The sequence below is a fragment of the Ruegeria sp. YTSC325 genome (assembly GCF_059609525.1).
Genome location: NZ_JBXWLY010000001.1, coordinates 95,905 through 117,850 on the forward strand (window position 1 = coordinate 95,905; position 21,946 = coordinate 117,850).

The window sequence follows — 21,946 nt, forward strand, 5'->3', positions numbered from 1 at the left end:
GGAATGTTCACATAAGGCGAACGACCACCACTCACTTTGGACCGTTCGGGCAATCGTTGCCTCTGTGTTGCCACGACGGCTGACACGACGATTGTCCGAACGCCCCCTCATTCCTTAAACAGTTCAGCGTAAATCAGTGGTAGAATCGCGCACGCATGTGCTAGGTCTAGGGGTATGGCGCAGGCAAACCCCAATATCAGCGATACCCGTCCCGTAATACGACAGTTGGACGATGCTGCGATCAACCGTATCGCGGCAGGCGAAGTGGTCGAACGTCCGGCCTCGGCAGTCAAAGAGCTGGTGGAAAACGCCATTGATGCGGGGGCCAGCCGGATCGCCATCGACATTGCCGATGGGGGTAAGACGCTGATTCGCGTCACCGATGATGGTTGCGGGATCGCGGCCGATGATCTGCCACTGGCGCTGTCGCGCCATGCGACCTCCAAGATCGATGGGTCAGACCTGCTGAACATTCATACCTTCGGCTTCCGGGGCGAGGCGCTGCCCTCGCTGGGCGCGGTGGGTCGACTGACCATAACAAGTCGCGTGGCCGGGGATGAGGCGGCGCAGATCAACGTCTCGGGCGGCAGGATGGGGGCGGTCAAACCCGCTGCCCTGCGCACGGGCACGGTAGTCGAGCTGCGCGATCTGTTCTTCGCCACGCCCGCCCGGCTGAAGTTCATGCGTACCGACCGGGCCGAGGCGCAGGCGATCAGCGACACGGTCAAACGTCTGGCCATGGCCGAGCCCGCGATCACCTTTACCTTGCGCGATGTGTCGGGCGGGGGCGAGGGGCGCGTGACCTTCCGCGCCGACCGCGAGAATGGCGATCTGATCGACGCGTTGCACGCCCGTCTGGCCCGCGTGATCGGTCGCGAGTTTGCCGAGAACGCCCTGCAGATCGACGCCACTCGTGAGGGGATCAGGCTATACGGATACGCCGCCCTGCCGACCTATTCGCGTGGCGCGGCGGTGGCGCAGTACCTGTTCGTCAATGGCCGCCCGGTGCGTGACAAAATGCTGACAGGAGCGCTGCGGGCGGCGTATTTCGATTTCCTCAGCCGGGATCGCCATCCGGCAGCCGCGCTGTTCATCGACTGTGATCCGACGCTGGTCGACGTGAATGTGCATCCGGCAAAATCCGAGGTCCGGTTCCGCGATCCCGGCGTGGCGCGGGGGCTGATCGTGTCTGCCCTGCGGCACGCGCTGGCCGAGGCGGGACATCGGGCCTCTTCGACCGTGGCCAATGCGACTTTGGGCGCGATGCGGCCTGAACCGGCACAGCCTGCGCCCGCGCGGGTCTATCAGATGGACCAGCCGTCGCTGGCAGCCCGGCAGGCATCCTACCAGGCGCAGGCGCCGGGCTTTGCGGAACTGTCGCAGGATTACAGCGGTAGAATTGTGGAGCCCGCACCCGTTGTCGCAGAAGGACCCCCGGCGCAGGATCTGCCGCTGGGCGCGGCGCGCGGGCAGGTGCATGAGAACTACATCGTCGCCCAAACCGCCGATGGCATGGTGATCGTCGATCAGCACGCAGCGCATGAGCGGCTGGTCTATGAGAAACTCAAACGCCAGATGGCGGAAAACGGCGTCGCTGCGCAGGCGCTGCTGATCCCCGAGATCGTGGAACTGTCTGACAGCGATTGTGCCCGCCTGATGGCCGTGGCCGACGACCTGACCCGCGTTGGCCTGACGTTGGAGCCCTTTGGTGGCGGAGCTATTGCCGTGCGCGAAACCCCAGCCATTCTGGGCGAAGTCGATGCCCGCGCGATGATCCTGGATATCCTTGATGAACTGGCCGATCAGGGCGAAAGCCAGACGGTTCAGGCGCGGATTGAGGCGATCCTCAGCCGGGTGGCCTGTCATGGCTCGGTCCGGTCGGGCCGCCGGATGCGGGCCGAGGAAATGAACGCCCTGCTGCGCGAGATGGAGGCGACGCCCCATTCCGGCCAATGCAACCACGGGCGGCCAACTTATGTGGAACTCAAACTGTCCGATATTGAACGGCTGTTCGGGCGCAGTTGATCCCTCCACTTGCGTGCGGTATGAGGAATAAAACAAGAACATCCGAGGCGACATGATCGAGATTTCTGGCACCCAAATCGCCCTAAACGACCCCGTGATTCTGATCGGCGGCGGGTTGGTGGCGCTGATCCTTTTACTGCTGTTTCTGTCGCTGCGTGCGGCGCAGCAGTCCGCCCGCATGGCTGAACCTCTGGCGCGGCAGATGGCGCATCTGGGCCAGCACGTGCAGCAATTGGGACAAGGGCAGGAGCAACTCCGTGGCGGGTTGCAGCATGTTTCAGACACGCAGGCCAATGCGCAGGTACAGGTGATCCAGACGGTCGAATCGCGCCTGTCCTCGGTGCAGCAGCAGATGAATGACCGGCTGGCGGATAATGCGATGAAATCCGCGCGTGCTTTGGCCGAGATGCAGGAGAGGATGAAGGAATCGCTGCATGGCTCGTCGAAACAGACCGCGACCTCGCTGACCCAGCTGCAGGAGCGCCTCGCCGCCATCGACAAGGCTCAGGACAATATCACCAAACTGTCGGGCGATGTGCTGTCGCTGCAGGATATCCTGTCGAACAAGCAGACGCGCGGCGCGTTTGGGGAAATTCAGCTTAATGATATCGTGTCCAAGGCGCTGCCCTCGGACAGTTTCCGACTGCAGGCGACCTTGTCGAACGGGCGGCGCGCCGATTGCCTGATAAACCTGCCGAACCCACCGGGCCCTATCGTGATCGACAGCAAATTCCCGCTGGAGGCCTATGAGGCGCTGATCGGATCGACCAACGATGCCGAGCTGAAGGCAGCGGTGCAGATGTTCCGCAGCACAGTGCGCAAGCATATCAACGACATTGCCGAGAAATACATTCTGGATGGCGAGACCGCCGATGGCGCGCTGATGTTCCTGCCGTCCGAGGCGGTCTATGCCGAACTGCACGCCAAGTTCCCGGAATTGGTGCAGGAGAGTTTCAGCAAGCGCGTCTGGATCGTGTCGCCTACCACCTGCATGGCGACGCTGAACACCATGCGCGCGATCCTGAAAGACGCGCGGATGCGCGAGCAAGCGGGTGCCATTCGCAAGGAATTGGGGATGCTGCACAAGGATGTGGAGCGTCTTGGCGACCGGGTGTCCAATCTGGACCGCCACTTTGGACAGGCGGCCAAGGATATCTCGGAAATCAAGATCAGCGCCGAAAAGGCGGGTCGCCGGGCGCAGCGGCTGGATAACTTCGATTTCGAGGAACTGGCCCCTGACGATCACTCCAACGTGGTGCCGCTGGGCAAGACCGAAGGCTAGCCGCTACTGGATCGACAGGTCCAGATTGTAACCGACCGTTTTGCCGGTGTCGCGATCATTGCCCATCAGGTAAACGCGGATCGTGTAATCTCCGCTTTGGGGCAGGGCGATACGCGCGGTGTTGCCGTCGATCGAACCGATATAGATCGCCTCGCCCTCACTGCCCGGTGGCAGGATGTTGAAATAGATCACGCCGTTGCCATTGGTATCGCTGACCTGCAGATCGGCGAAAATCTCTTGACCGGCCTGAGCGCCCAGCTTGTAGTCGAAATACTCGTCCCCGGTGATGGTGCCGTTGACCATCGTGCCGTAATTGCCGGGTTGGAATTTGACCTCAGCGACGCGTTGGGCCGAGGCCGAAGTGGCCAGACCCATGATTGCTGCGATAAAGATCAGGCGTTTCATCATGCACTATCCTCCGACGAATGACGGCAGCTTAGCACAACGTGTCTCTGCCGTCAGATTCGTAGAAAGGGCTGGAACAGACGCGGCATCAGCTTGTTGAACTTCAACGGTGCGTCGGTCACGGCCAGACAGATGCAATCCTCGGACATATCGGCCGTGGGCGTGTGATGCAGGTCCTCGTCTGCGATTTCCACATCGCCGCGGGCGAAATGGTCGACCTCATCCGAAAACGCCCCTTGCAAGACCATTGTCAGCTCCATCCCGTTGTGGCTGTGGTCCGGTACGGCGGCCCCAGCGGGGATAAACAGCAATCGCGCGGTTGCTTCACTAGTAGTCGGCAGGATAGCCTGTTTCACACCCATGCCGATTGAGCGCCACTTGATCGCCTCAACATTTCCGCCCACGTAATCCTGCAACGGAGCAGGCAGGACCGAACATCCCGGTTGGGCTGGTTTTGCAATCGGTGCACCTTGCGCAATCAACGCCATAGTTGCCGCAAGCGATCCGTCGCTCATCCGAGCGGCGCTTTCCTGATCTTCCAGGACACAGCCCCCGACGGCATCAAAGCTTTCGGCCCGCGCGCGGCAGTGGTCGCACAGAGACAGATGCGTAGCGACCATGAGGTCGAACGCTTCGGGCAGATTGCCTGCGGCGTAAGCCATCAGCAGGTCATCTGTCAGGTGATGTTTTATGTTTTTGCTCATCGTCGTTGTCTCAATTCATCGAATGGCGCAAGCGGTCCAACGCCAATCTAATTCGCGATTTGATCGTGCCCAGTGGTAATCCGGTTTGCGAGGCAATTTCTCGGTGGCTCAGGTCACCGAAATAGGCCTTTTCGATCAATTCTCTTTGCGCCTCTGGCAACGCGGTCATCGCGTCGCGCAGCTGCGCGGTTTCCTGTTGCAGCGCCATAATGTCGTGCTGGTCCGGCTCGGCCTCGGGTCCCCATCCCAGATCTTCGGGCTCGGGGCGGCGTTGCTTGCGCAGCACGTCAATGCGCTTGTTCCGAGCAATCGTGAACACCCAAGTGGCCACCGTTGCGCGGGCCGGATCGAATAGATGCGCCTTGTGCCACAAGGTGGCCATCACCTCTTGCGCACATTCCTCGGCCAGGGTCACGTCCGACCCCGACTTTATCAGGAACGCTTTGACCCGAGGCGCAAAATGCTGGAACAGCTCGGCAAATGCCGCCTGATCCTGCGCGTCGCGGATACGGGCAACATGGTTAACCCATTCCGTTCTGGTCTCGCAATTGCCGTCTGCGTGGTTCACCGGTCGTCCTTTTACTCGTTGTTTCCCGCGCGGGGGCATTACAACGGGCTTTTCAGCCACCGGTTCACCCAAGCTCGCGGTATCGATCTCGGTAAACATACTCTTTTTACGCGGGCTGTCCCAACTTGGATCACTAAGCACGAAAATTTTAATCCAAACGAGCTGTCTTGTCGTAGTATCCCTATGAATTGGCCGCAAAAAATAAGCGCTGTTTGATCAAATCGCGGGCAGAATGGAAAATGTGGAATGAACCGGATAGACCATATTGCAGGGCAAACCTATCATGGGCGTAAAGGGGCCATCGAAAACGCATTTCGCTATTCGGTCGACTACATCCTGTTTGACCCCGAGAAAAAGGCCGCAACGCCGCGTCTGTTTTCCTTGAACGGCGCAAACATTACGAACTGGAGAGATAGGGACCACGGTGGTGTGCCAGGTGAGGGGCGCGGCGCGGCTTGGTTGCGTGAACAGTTCGATGCGCTGGGCGTTGTGCAACCGGCACACATCATGCTGCTGACGCAGCCCCGTGTTCTGGGCCATGTGTTTAATCCGGTCAGCTTCTGGTTCTGTTTTGACGATTGCGACAACCTTTACTCAGTGGTGGCTGAGGTAACGAACACTTATGGCACGCGGCACAGCTACCTGTGCCACAATGCCAATTTCGCGCCCATCCAACCCACTGATCGCATCGTGGCAGACAAGCTGATGCATGTATCGCCATTTCAAAAGATCGAAGGCTCGTACACATTTCGATTCCACTACCGCGCTGACCGGGTTGGTGTTTGGATTGATTATGGGCGCAAGTCAGGGGGGCTAATTGCCACTCTTACCGGCCCAAGGGCACCTTTGACCGATCGCGCGATCCTCTGGTCTTTGGTGCGACGTCCGTTTGGGGCGCGGCGTGCCTTCACTTTGATCGTGTGGCAGGCGCTGAAACTGAAATTAAAAAAGGCCCAATTCCGTCCTTTCCGTACCGCACCCGTTCCGGATCATCCGATTTCTCGGATACGCAAGTCATAACCCGCCGCTGTTTGCGTAAGATCAAAGACTCAATCCTTTGAGAATGGTTCTGGTAGTAAGTAAGTCGCGAACACGAGGAGTTGGGACATGTTGGAAATCTCGGCAAGAAAAATAGCTCAGGTCGCCATGATGGGGCGTGAACTGGACCGGGCCGAGGGCGAATTGCGCGCTTTTATTGGCCGGATGAGTGAAGACGAACAGGCCGAACTGGTTGCCGTCATGTGGATCGGACGTGAAAGCTTTTTCGCGGATGATCTGGCTGAAGCTATCGCGACCGCCAAGTCCGAGGCGTCGACTCCTTGCGCGGACTACTTGATTGGAACACCGCACCTGTCTGACCATTTAGAAAACGGTTTGGACGCCTTGGGCATTTCGGTTGAAGACGTCGAAAACGATCTGATGTAAGGTCGTGCGCTCCGTAGGCGATCCGCAGCGGGGTCGAAAGACCCGACACGCGTCCAGAAATATGGCCTGGCCTATTCTTTTAGTGGTCGACAGTACTTGCCGAGCCAGTACGCCAAGGTCGCCAATCGAAGAACGTTCAGGCCCTGACCTCACGGGCACGATGACTGAACATTGCCTGACCTGATTGAACGTCTGTCCGGAAATCCGCCACTCGACCGGGAAGCGAGCGATAGAACTGACGCAAGCCAGGCTCGATTTCGACCGCGATGGCCAAACAGTGCCCGCACAACTGCTCGATCCTATCGTACGGCTGCCGGTCTCGGATTGCGGAAATAAGTTCGTTATGTGCCTCTGAAAGCCGTTCAAACGACGCACTGTCCAGCACGGTGTTGTCTCCGATAAGAACGAACACCGCTTCGAGATCCGTTTTGCCTTTCAGATCGACAAATCCGGCTTCAAGCATTGCCATATCCTGATGCGCTGCGTTGTAGACTGAGTGCGAAACAACGATGTCGTAATCGACATGGCGACAGCTTTGTTCAATGCGGGCCGCCACATTCACTACATCACCGATGACCGTATAGTTGAACCGGCTGCGTGATCCGATATTGCCGACGCAGGCGTGTCCCGTGGCGCATCCCGTGGCAAGGGCAATCGGTGGTCGGTCCTGCATCACCTTCGACGCGTTGAATGCAATCAGAGCTTTGCGCATCAACAATGCCGCGTGCGCAGCGCGACAGGGGTGGTCTTCTACCGGCAAAGGCGCATTCCAAAACGCCATAACTGCATCGCCTATGAATTTGTCGATTGTACCTCTTTCATGCAAGATCTGGTCGCCCACCTGCGAGAAAAGCTCGTTCAGCAAAGTCACCAGTTCGGTTGCGGACACAGATTCAGAGAGTGGAGTAAATCCCCGTATGTCCGAGAACATGACCGTGATCTCCTGCGTCTCGCCGCCTAGTTTCAAACGGTGGCCGGACTGCTCCATTTCGTCGAGGATTTCCGGTGCTACGTAATGTGAAAAAACCTTGCGGATTTCGTGCTTCTCACGCTCGGTTGAGACAAAGAGATACCCCGCCAACAAGCCGAAATTGGCCATTCCCCCAGCCAGAGGGAACGTCACATCAAACAAGATCAGCTGATTTTGAAAAGCAAGCCAACTTGTGCCGATGACCACAGCAGCGGCTAAACCCCCAGCAACAAATGATGCAACTGCCCCAAAGCTGGACATGACAGCGATCACGATCAGGCCGAGCAACACGAAAGACAGCAGCTCCAGCGCAGCGGTTACATCTGACCGGCTCAGCATTTCGCCGGTCAGGATCTGTTCCAGCAGTTGTGCGTGGATGGAAACGCCGGGGACGGACTCGCCGAGTGGTGTCTGGTGCATGTCGAACAAACCTGCTGCAGATGTGCCAATCAAAATGATCCGGCCTTCGATTTCAGCTTGCAGCGCTGGGTCATCAGGACTTGTCATTACGTCATTGGCCGACAGGTAGAGCTCGGGTTGGTCGCGCCTGTATCTGATCCAGACCTCGCCGTTTTCAGTGGTCGGCAACCGAAAATCACCAAGCTCCACCGCAAGCATGATGCCCTCTTCATCGGATGATCCCTCGGCCAGCACAAAGGGTGCGCCGATTGCCACCCTGAGTGCTTCGATGCCAAGGCTGGGAAGTGGACCGCTGGGGCCGTTCCAAAGAACCGGAACGCGCCTTACAACGCCCGTTCCCCCAAGGGGTGAGACATTCACACCGCCAATGCCAGCAGCGCTGCGCCCCAGAGGCGGCGCAATTGGCGTCCAGAACGGGACAGAGACCAGCCCGGATGCCGGTTGTTCACCGACTTCAATAATGCCTGCCTTGGGTGTAATTTTGGCACCTTCCTGCGAGACCTGGGCAGCAGTTCCCAAGACAACGGGCCAATTCGCTACTTCCAGACCGAACAGAACGTCGTAGTCCATCTTCTGTGCATGGTGTTCGACCGTCAGAACGCCCGCCAAGGCAGGGTCGTTCAGCAACCGTGCAGGCGAGTACCTGTCGGGCTCGACAAACAACATATCAAAAGCGATTGCCGCAGCGCCGCTTTCGCCAAGGTTTTGCACCATCTGGGCCAATAGCGTTCGGGGCCATGGCCATTGGCCCCAGACCGCCAGGGTTTCTTCGTCAATGTCCAGAACGCGGATCGGCAAGTCCGGGTTGTATTCGCGCGGTGAAACACGTTGCAGCAGGTCGAAGTAAATCAAACGGCTCATGCGAATGGGATAAGGGTCAATGACCCTGATAAAGCAACCGATCAGTATCAAACCCAGCCCGACCAGGCGAAAACCGCGCCGCCGTCCCGTTTTTTCTCTGGATTTCCCGGTCAACTGTGCCTCCGATAACATCGGGCGAGGGTTGCCCGGTTTGGGTTATCAGCTCGCTGACGCGTCTGCGTGCGCGGGCACGTCACTGTGCCGTAGAAAGGGCGCATGTACTCAAGCGTCGCCCCTGTCTCGCTTACCTTTCCCGCGACCATGACCTTTCCCGTGCCCTGGCCCCTTGCCCTGTCCGGGGTTGTTAACCCCACCAGATGGCCCGCCCCGACCCGCTGGGTTAGAACCATCAGCCTGACCCGACCTGCTTTTTGGGTCCGAAGGCTCCGGTGCTGGCGGCTCCGGTGCAGGCGGTTCGGGTGCAGGCGGCTCCGGTGCCGGCGGTTCGGGTGCCGGTGGTTCGGGTGCCGGTGGTTCCGGCGCAGGTGGCTCAGGGGCGGCGGGGGGGTCAGCTGCCGGTGGGTCTGCACGGGGGGCAGCAGTGATTTTTGCTTGCTGCCGGATGCGTCGCGGTGTCGGTGCGTCGGACTTAATAGGTGGCAATGGAACGGATTCAGCTGCGCAGCCACCAATCCCGACTTTAAGCGGGCTTAGTAGTTCGTCTTGAGACTGGACGAAGGGAAAGCCGGTCTTCAGCGCCAACTCGTATTGTTCCTGATCTATAGGTCGACCAACATTGCCGCGCTGAGTGGTCGCGAACAGACTGCACTGTCGCCCAGTGGAGCGGCATGTACCGCCGAGGCCACACATTCGAACAGTGCCATCCAAAACCAGCATTGCGCTTTGCGTCCCGGGAACAACCCACATGTCGAACGTTGTGCCCCGAACGGCCATGGTGGCTGTCGGGGTTTGGATGGAATATGCCCTTTTCTTACTTTTCCCCGAGATGAAGCGAAAACTACCGCCCAATGCCTGAACCGCAAAGGACTTTGCTTTTTGCTTGCCGCGCAACATAGTCACATCAAGCACCATGCTGGCGTTCGGTCCGATCGCTATTTTGGTTTCATCGACAAATATCAATTGAACCAATCCATTTTGGTCGGTTGTTATGGCGTCGCCAGACGCGACCTCCATACCGGACCGTAAGGGCTGTGATTCTCCGCTTCTGACGATTTGTGCGCCTTGTTTGACACCGACGACTTTTCCTATGTTGGCCCAGACTTGCACAGGTACAAGCAAAATAGACAACACAACGCAAAATACTTTTAACCAGGCCAAGCTTATATACCCCCAATAGCTTAGAAATGGGCTGAACGCCCACTGCCCGGTTTTGCCCCCATTAAATTTAATCTTATCGGTTTCTTAAATATGTATAAGCAAATATGCCTTAAACCATGTCCTGTTGGCAAGTTTTCTGACTCGCCCTGCTTCCACACCCGACTCGGCGTCATGCGTTGGAACGGTTTCTCGGCGCGCACTTACGCTAACTAGGTGTGTCTTTTACGAATTCTGATGCCACCTTTGGGCCGTAAGTTAGAAAAATAACAACAGCTGGGAAAATCGCCTTGTAACTGGTCGCCGGGCAGGGATATACCGGCCAACGGAGACGTGGCCGAGTGGTCGAAGGCGCTCCCCTGCTAAGGGAGTAGGCGGGAAACCGTCTCGAGGGTTCGAATCCCTTCGTCTCCGCCATTTGACCTGATTTATTTGATTATAATCAAACTCTTAATTTGTTTAATCTTTTTTCTACCCCCCATTTTGTCCTCCATTTTGAATTTGAATGGCGAGGTAGGGGCGGGTCTGACAATAGGCCATGAAGGGACTAGACCGCGTGGATAATCAAATTCTTACATGGTCGAAATTTAGAGTTTGTAAGACTGGACGTCCGCTATCCGCTCCTAAGCGGTCACCTGACCAAAAGACTCAGATGACTGCTTCGAGCCCACTTTGACCGATGCTGCTCGATGCCCCAATGACAGCAATGCGCAGAAAGCAGACTTTGCAAAGTCTCGCTACGGCATCAAAACTGACGCTTATCGCTGTCTCGGATGTAGTAGGATAGATTCTCAAAAGCGGTCATTGATCTTTTGTACTGCCTACCCAAGCCGCCTTCGCGTTTGGATCGCAGAGCAACAGCGTCATCTCAACTTTTCGGGTTCTAAGCCAGACAGACTCAGATCCTCTGTTGTCCTTCGAAGCATCAAGGCTTGTATCAGGCGTACTCGAAGTCCATATACATCAGGCTTACGTTTTTCTTTTTCGACCTGCTGTCTCCCCAATTCGGCGTTCAGTCTCTCGATTCAGACCGACCACGCCGAGTCGCCGCAATGATGCGGGCGGCAAGTATTAGGAGACTTCCACCATGGCAAATGGCACAGTAAAATGGTTCAACTCGACCAAAGGTTTTGGCTTTATCGAGCCTGAAGATGGCAAGCGCGACGTGTTCGTACATATCTCAGCAGTCGAACGTTCCGGCCTTAGCGAATTGAAAGACGGTCAGAAGGTTACTTTTGACGTCGAAGCTGGCCGCGACGGACGCGAAAGCGCCGCCAATCTGGCACTCGCCTGACCTTTTAAGGGCACCCTTTTCGGGTGCCCTTTTGAACAATGGGCTACTATAAGCCGTTGGAGAACAAGTAACTTGCAACCTAAAGATTGGACGCGGGTGCTCGCGCAATACCGTGTTGCCGATGCGAAGCGCAGTGTTTTTGAACTTGCGATCACTGTTGTTCCCTTATTCGCGCTATGGGCCCTAGCGTGGTTTGCGTTATCTTTTAGTGTCTGGATCGCAATACTACTGGCCATCCTGAATTCCGCGTTTCTGGTCCGTATCTTTATCATTATGCATGATTGTGGTCATGGATCCTTCTTTAGAAACCGTACCGTTTGCAATTGGACAGGCCGGGTTTTGGGTGTCCTTGCGCTGACACCCTATGACGTTTGGCGGCAAAGCCATGCGATTCACCATGCCTCAACCGGTAACCTTGATCGGCGTGGTATGGGTGACATCCCTACATTGACCACTGAAGAATACCTGAAGCGGAAGTGGTTCGGGCGTGCCGCTTATCGTCTGACCCGGAATCCCATCTTCCTGTTCGGTGTTGCGCCGGTCTATACGTTCTTCCTTCAAAACCGCTTACCTCTTGGTTTCATGCGGTCGGGCTGGCTGTATTGGGCAAGTGCGATGGGAACAAACGTCGCGATTGCAGGGATATTGGCTCTGGTTTTTTGGGCCGGAGGCTTTGAGGTGTTGGTATATGTTTTCCTGCCAACCATGATTGTCGCATCATCGATTGGTATTTGGCTTTTCTATATTCAACACCAGTTTGAGCACACGACCTGGGAACGGGAAGAGGGGTGGAATCTTCAGAGCGCCGCATTCTATGGAAGTTCTCATTATGCCCTACCAGGCATCCTGCGGTGGTTCTCTGCTAATATCGGCGTACACCATGTTCACCACCTGGCCAGCCGCATACCGTTTTATCGGCTAAACGAGGTTTTGCGTGACCATTCTGAGTTGGAAAATTGCCAGCGTATTACTCTAAATGAGAGCTTTCATTGTGCACGCTTGCATCTTTGGGATGAAAAAAGTCAACGTCTGCTGACATTTTCCGAAGCTTTGTCGAACGCCAATTCCAATAGGCATTTAGTGTAGTCTGGCACGGACCAGATAGGCTTCGACCGTATCACCGCCCAAGGCGCGAATGGCCTCTAATCGGTGAAGGCCTTCAATCAGCACGAACCTCTTGTTGTCCGAGCGTATCTGGATCGGGGTCTTCTGGCCGTTCTTCAGAATATCTTCGGCCAGTGTCAGAACTTTTTGTTGATCAAGCGTTTTCGCCCGTTTCACAGGTACATAGATCAGGTCGAGCGGATATGGTCTTTTCTCCAACATAAGCTACGTCAGCAACCTTTCGTGCATTTGTTCCGGTTCAGAGTTCGCTACAAAAGCGGGGGCTGGAACGCACGTCATAGAACCGAGCGAACAGCATCGCGCAGTTCCTGATGCATGATCCAAGTAGCTGGTTCATCGTCACTTTCGACGTGAGAATATGCGATTACCTGAGCAGCACCGTCATTCTGTGCCGATCCGGCTTCGGGAAGTGCGAGTTCCAGATATTCTGCGATCAATAGTCCGATTTTCTTGAAGACCTTGATGGAGGCCTCGCGGGATTTGTAACCGGCCGCCTGAGACAAGTGACCAATGGTCAGACCTTCCTTGCCTGCGATTGTAAGTGCTTTGAGCATTGTGACCTGCGCAGGGGTGAGCCTGATCTGGCGCAAAGCCTCGGCATATTCTCTTTCGCTGGGAACGAAGGTGCCAGAGTTTCCCTCCAAACGGCGTTGACCGCTACGTTTCCTGTCTCGTTCTTCGAGAATTTCTTTTAAGGTTTCAATGGCCAATGCTGGTGTTTCGCCGACTGCATCGGCAATCATTGCCTGCGTTTTAGCTGGTGGCTTGGGGAATGCGCGCGCGACGCTGTTACCGCTCAGAATGCCAGCCTTGATCAAGTACTTTCCAAACTCTTCTTCAATCACCCCGGATACGTCAGCGTTCCGCGTCTTACGAACACTGCGGTCCTGAAATGCTCTTTGTTCCAAACCACGAGCTGACATCTTTGAGTCCGGAAGGGTCACTTGAGGGGCATTTTTACGCATCAGAAAAACACCACTACAACTATCGCCGCAACAAAAACCGCTAACGCGATAAACATCTTAACCCTGTAGGACCAGCGATGAGCCTTTTCGGCTTTGAGCATTTTGCCCAAGTTTTCGTCTATCGAGTTGTGGTTCACGGCTTGGTCCTTCCGGATATGTCGGGCGAGATTGATTTCCACCAACCTATTGTCGCGGCACATTTTCGGTGCACGTATCGTTCTGTCGTGTGAACGGCCGATTGCATTCCCAACCATCACCTCTTCGATTTAAGTGAGCATTTGAAGGGACAAGGATCGCAACGCACCTGTCCCGGTTTGCGCGAAAACCACGTTCGCAATTCCATCCGGAATAAGTTTCAGGTGCAAGATATGCATGCTGTGGAACAGCTACAGGATCACAACCGCTCTCCGTTGCTCTGTAACCTCTGAGGCACACCCAACCATCCGCGCTGTTTTTGTCAGTCAGGCGGCCATTGCTCGGGACATTAATCGAAACACAATCCTGGCCCTCCTTACGAAATCCCCAGTCACAGTGTATTTCCTGCGCGCCAAACCGGGTTTCGACGTATCCATTTTGAGGTGCAATCACTTCTTCACATTCTGCGCCGACACGCTGGAACAGCCGATTGCACTCCCACTGATCTCCGGTTGATGCAAGATAGGCATTTTCAGGAACTCTTATCTCCTCACAAAGTTCTCCGACATTCTGAAAACCGTGATTGCATTCCCAGCCGCTGCCGTAGGAGCTACCCGTCAAATATGCGTTTTCTGGTACGTCTGTTCTTTGGCAGGATCCGTTCTTGTTTTCGAAACCTTCGTCACAAACCGATCCTTCGGCATTTCCTGCAACTTGGGCAGGAAGCGGCGTTCCTGAGAGCAACACTAAGAGTGTCGGGATCAAACAAAGAATGCAGCGCGTAAACACGATGAGTGACAGATTGAAACGGAGCCTGAGACCTGATCTATCCGGCATCGCGCACGCGATTTATGAGCCATGTTCTGTTCATACGGCGCCTTCTTTGATGGGTCACGCGATGACTGGAGCATGTCAGGTGACCGTTGCGAATGCTTGCGAGGAACGAGCTCATAGCGAAGACCCCAGCGAAACCCGTTCCTACGCTGGGGCACATGCTACAGTTAGTCTGAAGGCCATTGGATCATCGAAGCCGGCAGCATCGCGGCGACGAGTAATTTTTACCAATGCACGTTTGTGGTCCTTAGCCAGAATAGAGTCAAGGAAGTTTCCCTCGTCGCAACGCTAGTTCTGCCAAGGCAGGTGGTTTTGAAACAAGCACGTGACCAAGTAGCCTGGTGAACCGCCGAAAGAAGTTACTTGGCATTAATCGGTTGTTGTAGGGTTTTGGGGCCGGACCAGCAGCGAATGGCAGCTTAAGTCCGCGTCTCTCTTGTCGAGCCTGAGTGCGGCGAAAGAGCGGTACGTGATCAAGGTTTCCTCGTGGCTATGAATGACTGGCCTGACGTCATCAGCAGCAACGCAGCGACATTCGTGCCGCTCCGGTGAACTGATGCTGCGCAAGCACTCGCGGCGCGAGCAAATGGTTGATCTGTTACGCTTCTCGGGAATTGCAAAGTCTAATTGTGAATGTCCGTTTTGGGCTGACTGCGGTCCTTTGGAGTAAAAATGCGGATGGCAGCAATGTCCCGCAAAGCGGAACTTGCGCAAGTATTCCGGAGCGACCGCTTTCGGCATAAGCAGACATTCTAGTCCACGAATCCGGTTCTTCTGTTTTCGATGTCTGCTTTCAACAAGACCGGACGTTGGGCAAAATTGGGCCAATTTCCGCTCTGCGGACGAAGCCGCCGTTGAACCCGCCAGGTTAAGTGTCCGGTTCGGCGAGCAACTCAGTTTTTTCGCCGTTCTCGACTTCCTGCAATTTTCTAAAAGCGGTTGGCGTCATGCCGTTTGCGCGGCGGAAGGCTCGAGCGAAATTGGCGGCATCCGTGAACCCCAGCGCTGTAGCGATATCGGAAACCGACCTACTGGTCGTGACTAGAACCTCTCTTGCGTATTGCTGCCTCACGAAGCTTATCTCGTTGGTAATATTGGTCCCGTTCTCAGCTAGTCGTCGTTTCAGCTTGTGCTGGCTCATCGATGCGAGAGCCGCACATTTTGAAGCGCTAAGGTCAATCTGTTCGATGTGCGCCCGGAGCATTTGCCTAAAAGATTGAACAAACCCGTCGGCAGCCGTGCCGGATTTTTCCTCCGTGGCTAAACTGGATGACGCAGGATCCAGTTTTAGGGACAACCAAGACGACGGAAAGTGAATACTGAACCCCATTCTGTTCCCCTTCATTGGGTGCATCAGGTCGAATTCCGATGGCAGAACCTTGGGGTCGCTTACAGTAACTGTTACTTTCGATGGGTCCAGCCGGTTGCGTAGAGCCCGCCGGAGAACGGCCAAGCCGAGCGCCACCATGAATGCGTCGTTCTGAGCGGGCAGAATTTGGGGTGCAAAAGATCGCGTCTCTCCAAAAACTGCAGTTTGGCCGACTATATTAAGATGTTCTGTGACAGAACTGGCAATCTCGTTGGACCGCGCGATAAAGATCGACAGGAAGTCTCCAACCGTTGTCGCGCGCGCCTCAGCGTCCTCAAGTATCGTCCAACCCTGAACATCGAGTTTGCTTCCAACGCGGGCCCCAAAAAAGGGATCTTCGGCAGACTTGGCGGCGTTCTCGACAAACTGGTGGATGACCATGACGTGAACTGAGAGGTCAGCCTCAAAGATTGCACTCTCAGTTAATCCGACGCTCTCGAACACTGGTTCCGGCTCAATGCCGCATTCGCGGAGTTCCATGGCGAAGGGGCGCAAAACGCTCAGTTTTACGAGTGGTAAAGTGTGCTTCATCGATCCAGGGTTCGCTTTGATGTTCAGTTTCATTCTAGCGACGCAGAACAATTAAAAGGGAAAAAAATTGCTCAAAATTGTCCCTATGGGGCAAAATACTGTCCTTCGCGCACCTCGAAGACAGGCGAGAGTTCCGTCACTCGTTATACTGTCTCTCAGTTCAAACGCCCCGAGCGGGGGGGCTGATCCAATGGGAGATGGAAATGAAAATTACTCTACAATCTGTTGCGGGGGTTTTGCTCGCGACAGCAACGGCTACGTCGTCGCTCGCTCAGGAAGAGGCTTCACCGGCACTGGTTCTATTCACGAACTGTGCGGTGTTTGATGGTCTCACCGAAACCTTGATTGAAGGGCAAAATATTCTGATTGAAGGCAATCTGATTTCGGCTGTCGGCGATACGTCGCTTGAGGCAAAAGGGGCAAACCAGATTGACTGCGATGGACGCACTTTGATGCCTGGGCTGATTGATGCGCACACGCACCTCTACATGAACATGCCCGGTGGTGTTGGCGGCATGGAGGGTGGCGCGTGGGACGAAATCGGTCCTCGGGCTGCGCATATGGCCAACGAGTATCTCTACAGCGGGTTTACCAGCGTCCGCGAAATGGGTGGCGGAGGTTCCGGTCTGAAGAAAACTGTTGACGCGGGGCTGGTTGAAGGGCCGCGCATATACCCGAGTGGCGCCTTTGTGTCGCAAACCTCGGGGCATGGTGATTTTCGCAACGCGTCACAGCGAAACCCGAACCTGCCGCCCTATGCCAATGACAGCAGCGCGCAACGGCTCGGCATCACATATGTCGCTGATGGTGTGGATGGCGTCATGACAGCCGTACGGCAGAACCTGTCCCAGGGGGCAACGCAGATCAAGCTGATGGCCGGGGGCGGCGTCGCCTCGATCCTGGATCCGCTGCACACTCTGCAATACCAGCCCGAAGAACTTGACGCAGCAGTACGCGTTGCCGCCGATTGGGACACATATGTCGGCGTTCATGTTTTTTCGGATGAAGGGATCGTGCGGGCCGTCGAGGCCGGCGTAAAAAGCATCGAGCACGGGTTTTTCGCCAGCCCCGAGACGCTGCAGCTCATGAAAGACAATGACGTTTTCCTTGTTTCGCAGATGACCGGTATCTCGCCCTATCTGGAACAAAATCCCGGCCTGCAAACCAAGGCAAATCAGGACAAGCTGGCACTTGCGACCGATCAATCCAAGGACTTCGTCGAGAACGTCAAGGCGATCCGTCCTAAGATGGCCTTTCAGTCCGACGTCGTGTTTGCCACGGGAGAGTTGCTGCGAACCCAGCTGGACTATGAGAAATGGTTCCATGCCCACCTATTTGGAAACCACGCGATGCTTGTTGCGGCAACCTCTTCGGCAGGGGAGCTTCTGGCATACTCGGGAAAAGCCAACCCTTACCTCGAAGGTCCTCTTGGTGTGATTGTCGAAGGCGCTTACGCCGACGTTCTCATTGTCGATGGAAACCCTCTTGAAGACATCAGTGTCATCGGCGGCAACGAGAAATGGTACGACGCCGAACCGCGTCCTCGTGACATCCCGACGATGCGACTGATCATGAAAGATGGCGTGATCTACAAGAATACTCTGAACTGAGTATAGCGCAGGGTGGTGGCCTACCTCGGCCACCCTGCGCGACCTCGCCCCTGTGAATGTTACGGTGAATTGATTTTCAGAGCCTTCTACATGTGCTAAACATCTTTAGCGGACATTCAACCTGTCCCTCTGTAGCCGTCACTTTGGGCTCGAAGCGGTCATCTAAGTCATTTTGTCAGATGACTGGTTTGGAACGTTAAGCCGCCATTGAGAGGTCGCTATTAATCGGAAATCAGATCCTCGATCTCCTTCTCTATCCGCACCAGATCGTTGATCGCCTTGCGCATTTCTTGCCATTCTCGCGTCCGCATGCCGTGCCTATACGCTGGGTTGGCTTTGCCAGTGCCATGACCGCCGCGTGCACCGTGGAACCGGCATACCGTCCACCCATTTACAGCAGGACCCTTGCACCGCTTGCCCGTTCGTTTGGACTTCGCTGTGCATCTCGGAGCTGCATGCGCCTTGCTCATGGGGTTGTCGTCACTTTTCATGCGCGACGGTCCCCCGGGCCTCGACGTTGCCGACAATGGCCTGCCCGCCATCTTCGACATTGACGTGCTGTACTGTGATTGTTTGTTTGCCGCCGTTTCGGTACTTGCGCAGCGCCTCAATCTGGGCCGTATAGGTTCGGGCAAGCTTATTGTACGCGCGCTCATGCGCCTCGAACTGAGGGAGTTGCTCGGCATTCGCCATGCGGCCACCTTGCCGGATCAACGCAACGTGTGTTGTTGCCATCTGTACCGCTAGCATACGCTCGACACCGTCACGTGGCGCAATTTCACGAACGATGGCTGGCATGAAGCCCCGCATGTCGTGTGTCCCGTCTTCGACCTCTGCGGGCTTCAACGTCGTGTAGCCCTGAAGGAAAAGACCTTCGTTCACTGCGGGGCTTTCGCTGCCGAAGATCTTGTTCAGGGCATCTTCGCCGTGCTGCATAACTTTCAGTTTTCCGTCTTCGTCTCGCTCGAAACTGAACAGGTCATGTTTCGGCGGCTTGTCTTTCTCAATCTCTCTCATGACCAACTCTCCATGTTTGGGAAAAGTGACGAAAGTGACGGAAGTGTCGCTTCCAGCTATATGCGACGTATCTGAGATTTATTCGGAATCTCGCGCGTACGTCGCATAAAGGGAAAAGCGTCACTTCCGTCACCCAAACTTCAATTTCAGGTGCAGAAACCCGCGCCCGGTGTTGCGCCGCGTGCTGACATATTGCCGGCTCTTCATCTCCTTTTGCAGCGTGTGTTGTGTCCAGGGCTGCAGTCGTTGCTGCTCGCACCACTGCACGAAGCGCTGATGCAAGGCACTGCTTGTGACGAAACTGCCCGTGTCTGCGTCGGTTTCGTCTTCGAGAAACTGGCCGAGAATGTCCTCGTCATGAAAGTACGCGCTAGACGCGGCTGTGATGCTGTCCGGCACATCGAGCCCTCGCTGCTGCCATTGCAGCGCTCCATCGATTGCCCACCGCAGAATAGCGGGTGCTTCTGCGCGCAGTTTGTCCGACAGCGCTTTGTCGCGTTTTTCGGGCGGGATCGTCACGGTGAAAGGCACCAGAACAACCCGTGCTCGGATGCTTCGTCGATGCTGGCAAAAGACGGCATGTTGTTTCCGGCAATAAAGAGCGTCAGCTGCGGATCGAAGTCGAGATAGTCCTGCTTCATCAGGCGCGCCGTTAGCTTGTCGCCACCGGTCAAGTCTTTGATTGTCGCTTCATCCCAACTCTTGCCCTTTGGCAGTTCGGAGCCGACGACGAGGCGCGCTCCTTGCAAACCGGCAATACCAGTGGAGTGTTGCTCAAACTTAGAGTTGAGGAATATCGACGCCGGAGCGCGACGCGCGTAGTCGCCGAAAAGATCGAAGAGCGTGTTGAGGAAGACAGACTTTCCGTTCCGACCGGTGCCGTAGAGAAACAACATCTTATGCTCGCTGGTCATGCCAGTCAGCGCGTAACCAGCCGCACGCTGTATGAATGAGATAACCTCTGCGTCGCCTTCAAAGACGTCATGCAGAAACTGCACCCAAAGCGACGGTTCTGTACCCGCGGGAGCTGGTGCCACGGCGGTCTGTTTCGTGATCATGTCCTCTCGACGCGCCGCGCGCATTTCGCCGGTGCTTAAGTCGACGGTTCCGCCCGGCGTGCCAAGTAGCATTCGGTTTCCGTCGAAATCGTCGGGGCTGGCCGCGCTTGCCGGGTTTGAGCGGGCAAAATCTGCGACCGCCGCGACAGTAGTTTTCCCACGGATGACATCAGCCTGTTTTTCTGCCCGTTTGCGCTGACTGTCGCTCTCGGCTCGCTCGATCAGTTCTTCCGCACGCTGTCGCAAGAAATTCCGCGTCAATGTCATGTGCTGCAGGCGATCGTCGATCGCCCAATGCGTGCCAGTCCAAAACAGCCACTTGTTCCAGGCTACAACGTAACGCGCATCTTCATTCCACCCGCTCTTCCCGAGTGCGATGGCAAGGGCATCATGGCTCAAGTCGCCGGATTCAGCTACATCGGGTTGCGACATGCCGCTATAAGACAACGGTGGCCGTTTGCCAAGAACGCTGCGCCAGATCGCTTTGTTTTCCGCGTCACCAACAGCCTGTTTAAGCAAGGCCAGAGCGGGTGCGATGGAGGTGATTTTGTGCGGGTTGCCCGACGAGTTCCAAACTCCGATAGCGTCCTTGGCTGCGCAATCGCCACCAATGTATTTCATTGAAAAGCCGATGAAGTCATCGCGCAGCGTGTCGCCGAAACCAACGCGCAATGAGACCGCAAGCTTAACCCAGTCTTCGCGGCTCAGAGTGTTCGGTGCGGCCGCGAGCAACGCGCGCGCTGCTTCCAGCGTTTCAACATCCGTCGCATGAGTTGGGCCGCCATCGATGATTGCGAATTTTGACGCTGATGAGGTTTGGCCCTGTGTTGCGGCCGCCTTTGCTAAGACAGCCTTATGATAGATATCGAGCGGGAAGCCGGGCAGGTCTTGGGCCTCAAAGGCGGCCGATAGGTTTCGGCCCTCATAGGCGTACGTCGCCCCGTTGGCCATGATCGAACCGGGTGCGATGATGTATCCGCCATCGCCGCGCGTATCGACATGGCTGGCCGCTTTCTTGCTGGAAGTGGGGGCGCCCTCGACATGCTTGAAGATGAACTGCACGCCGCACGATTGCGTGCGCACCTTCACAGCATCCGGGTGCGACAGCGACAGTTGCTTGATCTGGTCTTCGCCGACGGCTTCTCCGGTTTTCTTGTCAATGTCGCCATCAACGACAGACAACCCTGAAACACTCCCGGTCGGCAAACCGACGACTGCGCCCGGATGGCGTTGCCACCATTGGTCAATGGTGGCCATATCCGTCGTCGCATCCTTAAACCCGCGCGACGTGTAAGGCGCCTTAGCTTTTTTTGCGCCGCGATCTTCTTCCAGACAAGGAAACACGGGCAGACCGGCTCCGGCGAGCTTTCTGGCAAGCAGGTGGTTGCAAGAGAGCTTGGGCTGTTGAGCGATTGGCATAATAGCGGTCATATCGCTCTCTCCGCCTCATTTTCCGCCTCATCGTCTGGTTTTTGTTTAGCCTGGGCTTCTTCGGCTAGGGTAGTAGCCCCGGACGAATTAGCGGACATTTTCGCCCTCATTGCGCCTTTTCTGTAGGCTTTGGGAACACACCCCATACGAAGCGGCCAGAGTGGGCACTGGGTCTGGACGCATTTGCGCACCTCGCTAGGTTCGTAAACACAGTCTAAGCACTTGGCGCGAATTGCTGCCAAGCCCGTCCTAAAAGGATGCCCACGCCAGTTTTCGAAAGGAATATTCCGGGGATCACGCCCAATCAGCTGGCCGCCGTCGCTTGCAAATGGAGAGATTTCGAGGAGCGGGTTCTCAGATGGACGTTTCATGCCGCAGTACTCTCACGGCCATTCATCCAGGCAAGAACCTCGCTTTCGCGCCATGCCACCGCTCTTTTTCCTAGCCGAACCGGCTTTGGAAAGTCAGGGTCATGATGTGGGTTGCGCGGATCCATTTTGGCGTAGATCGATGACCGGGAAAGACCTGTCATCTCCTCGACCATCGGACGACGCTGGAAGCGCTCGTGTGTCTGTGTACTGCTCAGTGCCATGTCGCATGTCCTTGTGTTGCAGTGGAACATGCTGGGTAAATTAGCGATGG

At 56.0% G+C, this 21,946-nt stretch carries 20 protein-coding genes and 1 tRNA gene; 8 read left to right on the top strand and 13 right to left on the bottom strand.

Annotation, left to right across the window (positions count from 1 at the left end):
• Positions 1-174 precede the first annotated feature (174 nt).
• Both mutL and AC2FF7_RS00495 read left to right on the top strand, forming a co-directional pair.
• Positions 175-2,025 carry a DNA mismatch repair endonuclease MutL gene (mutL, locus tag AC2FF7_RS00490; RefSeq protein ID WP_480868559.1) on the top strand — a complete coding sequence of 617 codons (1,851 nt, stop codon included), beginning with the start codon at positions 175-177 and terminating at the stop codon, positions 2,023-2,025.
• 52 nt (positions 2,026-2,077) lie between these two features.
• Positions 2,078-3,307: a DNA recombination protein RmuC gene (locus AC2FF7_RS00495; protein ID WP_480868557.1), complete on the top strand. Its 1,230-nt coding sequence runs from the start codon at positions 2,078-2,080 to the stop codon at positions 3,305-3,307.
• A gap of 3 nt (positions 3,308-3,310) precedes the next feature.
• Here AC2FF7_RS00495 and AC2FF7_RS00500 read toward each other — a convergent pair whose 3' ends face one another.
• Genes AC2FF7_RS00500 through AC2FF7_RS00510 form a run of 3 tightly spaced genes read right to left on the bottom strand, consistent with a single transcriptional unit; the run spans position 3,311 to position 5,083 of the window.
• Positions 3,311-3,715 carry a hypothetical protein gene (locus tag AC2FF7_RS00500; protein ID WP_480868555.1) on the bottom strand — a complete coding sequence of 135 codons (405 nt, stop codon included), beginning with the start codon at positions 3,713-3,715 and terminating at the stop codon, positions 3,311-3,313.
• Between the two features lie 50 nt (positions 3,716-3,765).
• Positions 3,766-4,416: a ChrR family anti-sigma-E factor gene (locus AC2FF7_RS00505; protein WP_170756004.1), complete on the bottom strand. Its 651-nt coding sequence runs from the start codon at positions 4,414-4,416 to the stop codon at positions 3,766-3,768.
• A 10-nt stretch (positions 4,417-4,426) separates the two neighbouring features.
• On the bottom strand, positions 4,427-5,083 hold the full coding sequence (locus AC2FF7_RS00510) for a sigma-70 family RNA polymerase sigma factor (RefSeq protein WP_170353969.1): 657 nt from the start codon (positions 5,081-5,083) through the stop codon (positions 4,427-4,429).
• A gap of 147 nt (positions 5,084-5,230) precedes the next feature.
• On the opposite strand from AC2FF7_RS00510, the gene AC2FF7_RS00515 reads away from it, so the two are divergent.
• Positions 5,231-6,004: a DUF1365 domain-containing protein gene (locus AC2FF7_RS00515; RefSeq protein WP_480868553.1), complete on the top strand. Its 774-nt coding sequence runs from the start codon at positions 5,231-5,233 to the stop codon at positions 6,002-6,004.
• 87 nt (positions 6,005-6,091) lie between these two features.
• The gene (locus AC2FF7_RS00520; RefSeq protein ID WP_480868551.1) at positions 6,092-6,409 is read left to right on the top strand and encodes a DUF3775 domain-containing protein; all 318 of its coding nucleotides are present in this window, start codon (positions 6,092-6,094) and stop codon (positions 6,407-6,409) included.
• 136 nt (positions 6,410-6,545) lie between these two features.
• On the opposite strand, the gene AC2FF7_RS00525 is transcribed toward AC2FF7_RS00520, so the two are convergent.
• Both AC2FF7_RS00525 and AC2FF7_RS00530 read right to left on the bottom strand, forming a co-directional pair.
• Positions 6,546-8,774 (bottom strand): CHASE2 domain-containing protein, encoded by a 2,229-nt coding sequence (locus tag AC2FF7_RS00525; RefSeq protein WP_496905025.1) that lies wholly within the window; start codon positions 8,772-8,774, stop codon positions 6,546-6,548.
• Positions 8,775-8,882: 108 nt separating this feature from the next.
• The gene (locus AC2FF7_RS00530) at positions 8,883-9,794 is read right to left on the bottom strand and encodes a FecR family protein (protein WP_496905026.1); all 912 of its coding nucleotides are present in this window, start codon (positions 9,792-9,794) and stop codon (positions 8,883-8,885) included.
• Between the two features lie 468 nt (positions 9,795-10,262).
• Here AC2FF7_RS00530 and AC2FF7_RS00535 point away from each other — a divergent pair.
• The 3 genes from AC2FF7_RS00535 to AC2FF7_RS00545 all read left to right on the top strand — a co-directional run bounded on the left by AC2FF7_RS00535 (position 10,263) and on the right by AC2FF7_RS00545 (position 12,315).
• Positions 10,263-10,352 (top strand) — tRNA-Ser (locus AC2FF7_RS00535).
• 670 nt (positions 10,353-11,022) lie between these two features.
• Positions 11,023-11,229: a cold-shock protein gene (locus AC2FF7_RS00540; protein WP_170328727.1), complete on the top strand. Its 207-nt coding sequence runs from the start codon at positions 11,023-11,025 to the stop codon at positions 11,227-11,229.
• A 72-nt stretch (positions 11,230-11,301) separates the two neighbouring features.
• On the top strand, positions 11,302-12,315 hold the full coding sequence (locus AC2FF7_RS00545) for a fatty acid desaturase (protein ID WP_480771128.1): 1,014 nt from the start codon (positions 11,302-11,304) through the stop codon (positions 12,313-12,315).
• Here the strand turns inward: AC2FF7_RS00545 and AC2FF7_RS00550 are convergent.
• The 3 genes from AC2FF7_RS00550 to AC2FF7_RS00560 form a co-directional block, all read right to left on the bottom strand.
• Positions 12,307-12,555: a ParB N-terminal domain-containing protein gene (locus AC2FF7_RS00550; protein ID WP_039524390.1), complete on the bottom strand. Its 249-nt coding sequence runs from the start codon at positions 12,553-12,555 to the stop codon at positions 12,307-12,309. The genes AC2FF7_RS00545 and AC2FF7_RS00550 overlap by 9 nt on opposite strands.
• A 74-nt stretch (positions 12,556-12,629) precedes the next feature.
• Positions 12,630-13,319 carry a hypothetical protein gene (locus AC2FF7_RS00555; protein ID WP_170469384.1) on the bottom strand — a complete coding sequence of 230 codons (690 nt, stop codon included), beginning with the start codon at positions 13,317-13,319 and terminating at the stop codon, positions 12,630-12,632.
• Between the two features lie 1,837 nt (positions 13,320-15,156).
• Complete coding sequence (locus AC2FF7_RS00560) at positions 15,157-16,221, bottom strand: AraC family transcriptional regulator (protein ID WP_271950342.1); 1,065 nt, start codon at positions 16,219-16,221, stop codon at positions 15,157-15,159.
• 170 nt (positions 16,222-16,391) lie between these two features.
• Here AC2FF7_RS00560 and AC2FF7_RS00565 point away from each other — a divergent pair, with 170 nt between their 5' ends.
• Positions 16,392-17,798 carry a metal-dependent hydrolase family protein gene (locus AC2FF7_RS00565; protein WP_271950340.1) on the top strand — a complete coding sequence of 469 codons (1,407 nt, stop codon included), beginning with the start codon at positions 16,392-16,394 and terminating at the stop codon, positions 17,796-17,798.
• Between the two features lie 221 nt (positions 17,799-18,019).
• Here the strand turns inward: AC2FF7_RS00565 and AC2FF7_RS00570 are convergent, their stop codons facing one another.
• From AC2FF7_RS00570 to AC2FF7_RS00590, 5 genes are all read right to left on the bottom strand, one after another.
• The gene (locus AC2FF7_RS00570) at positions 18,020-18,289 is read right to left on the bottom strand and encodes a hypothetical protein (RefSeq protein ID WP_496905027.1); all 270 of its coding nucleotides are present in this window, start codon (positions 18,287-18,289) and stop codon (positions 18,020-18,022) included.
• Positions 18,279-18,815, bottom strand: coding sequence for a hypothetical protein (locus AC2FF7_RS00575; RefSeq protein ID WP_496905028.1), 537 nt, complete (start codon positions 18,813-18,815; stop codon positions 18,279-18,281). Before AC2FF7_RS00575 ends, AC2FF7_RS00570 begins: the two co-directional genes overlap by 11 nt.
• A 129-nt stretch (positions 18,816-18,944) precedes the next feature.
• Positions 18,945-19,346 carry a hypothetical protein gene (locus tag AC2FF7_RS00580; RefSeq protein WP_496905029.1) on the bottom strand — a complete coding sequence of 134 codons (402 nt, stop codon included), beginning with the start codon at positions 19,344-19,346 and terminating at the stop codon, positions 18,945-18,947.
• Positions 19,331-21,304: a phage/plasmid primase, P4 family gene (locus AC2FF7_RS00585; RefSeq protein ID WP_496905030.1), complete on the bottom strand. Its 1,974-nt coding sequence runs from the start codon at positions 21,302-21,304 to the stop codon at positions 19,331-19,333. The genes AC2FF7_RS00580 and AC2FF7_RS00585 overlap by 16 nt, the downstream gene beginning before the upstream one ends.
• A gap of 367 nt (positions 21,305-21,671) precedes the next feature.
• Entirely contained in the window at positions 21,672-21,896 is a 225-nt protein-coding gene (locus AC2FF7_RS00590; RefSeq protein WP_496905031.1) for a helix-turn-helix transcriptional regulator, read from the bottom strand.
• Between the last annotated feature and the right edge of the window lie 50 nt (positions 21,897-21,946).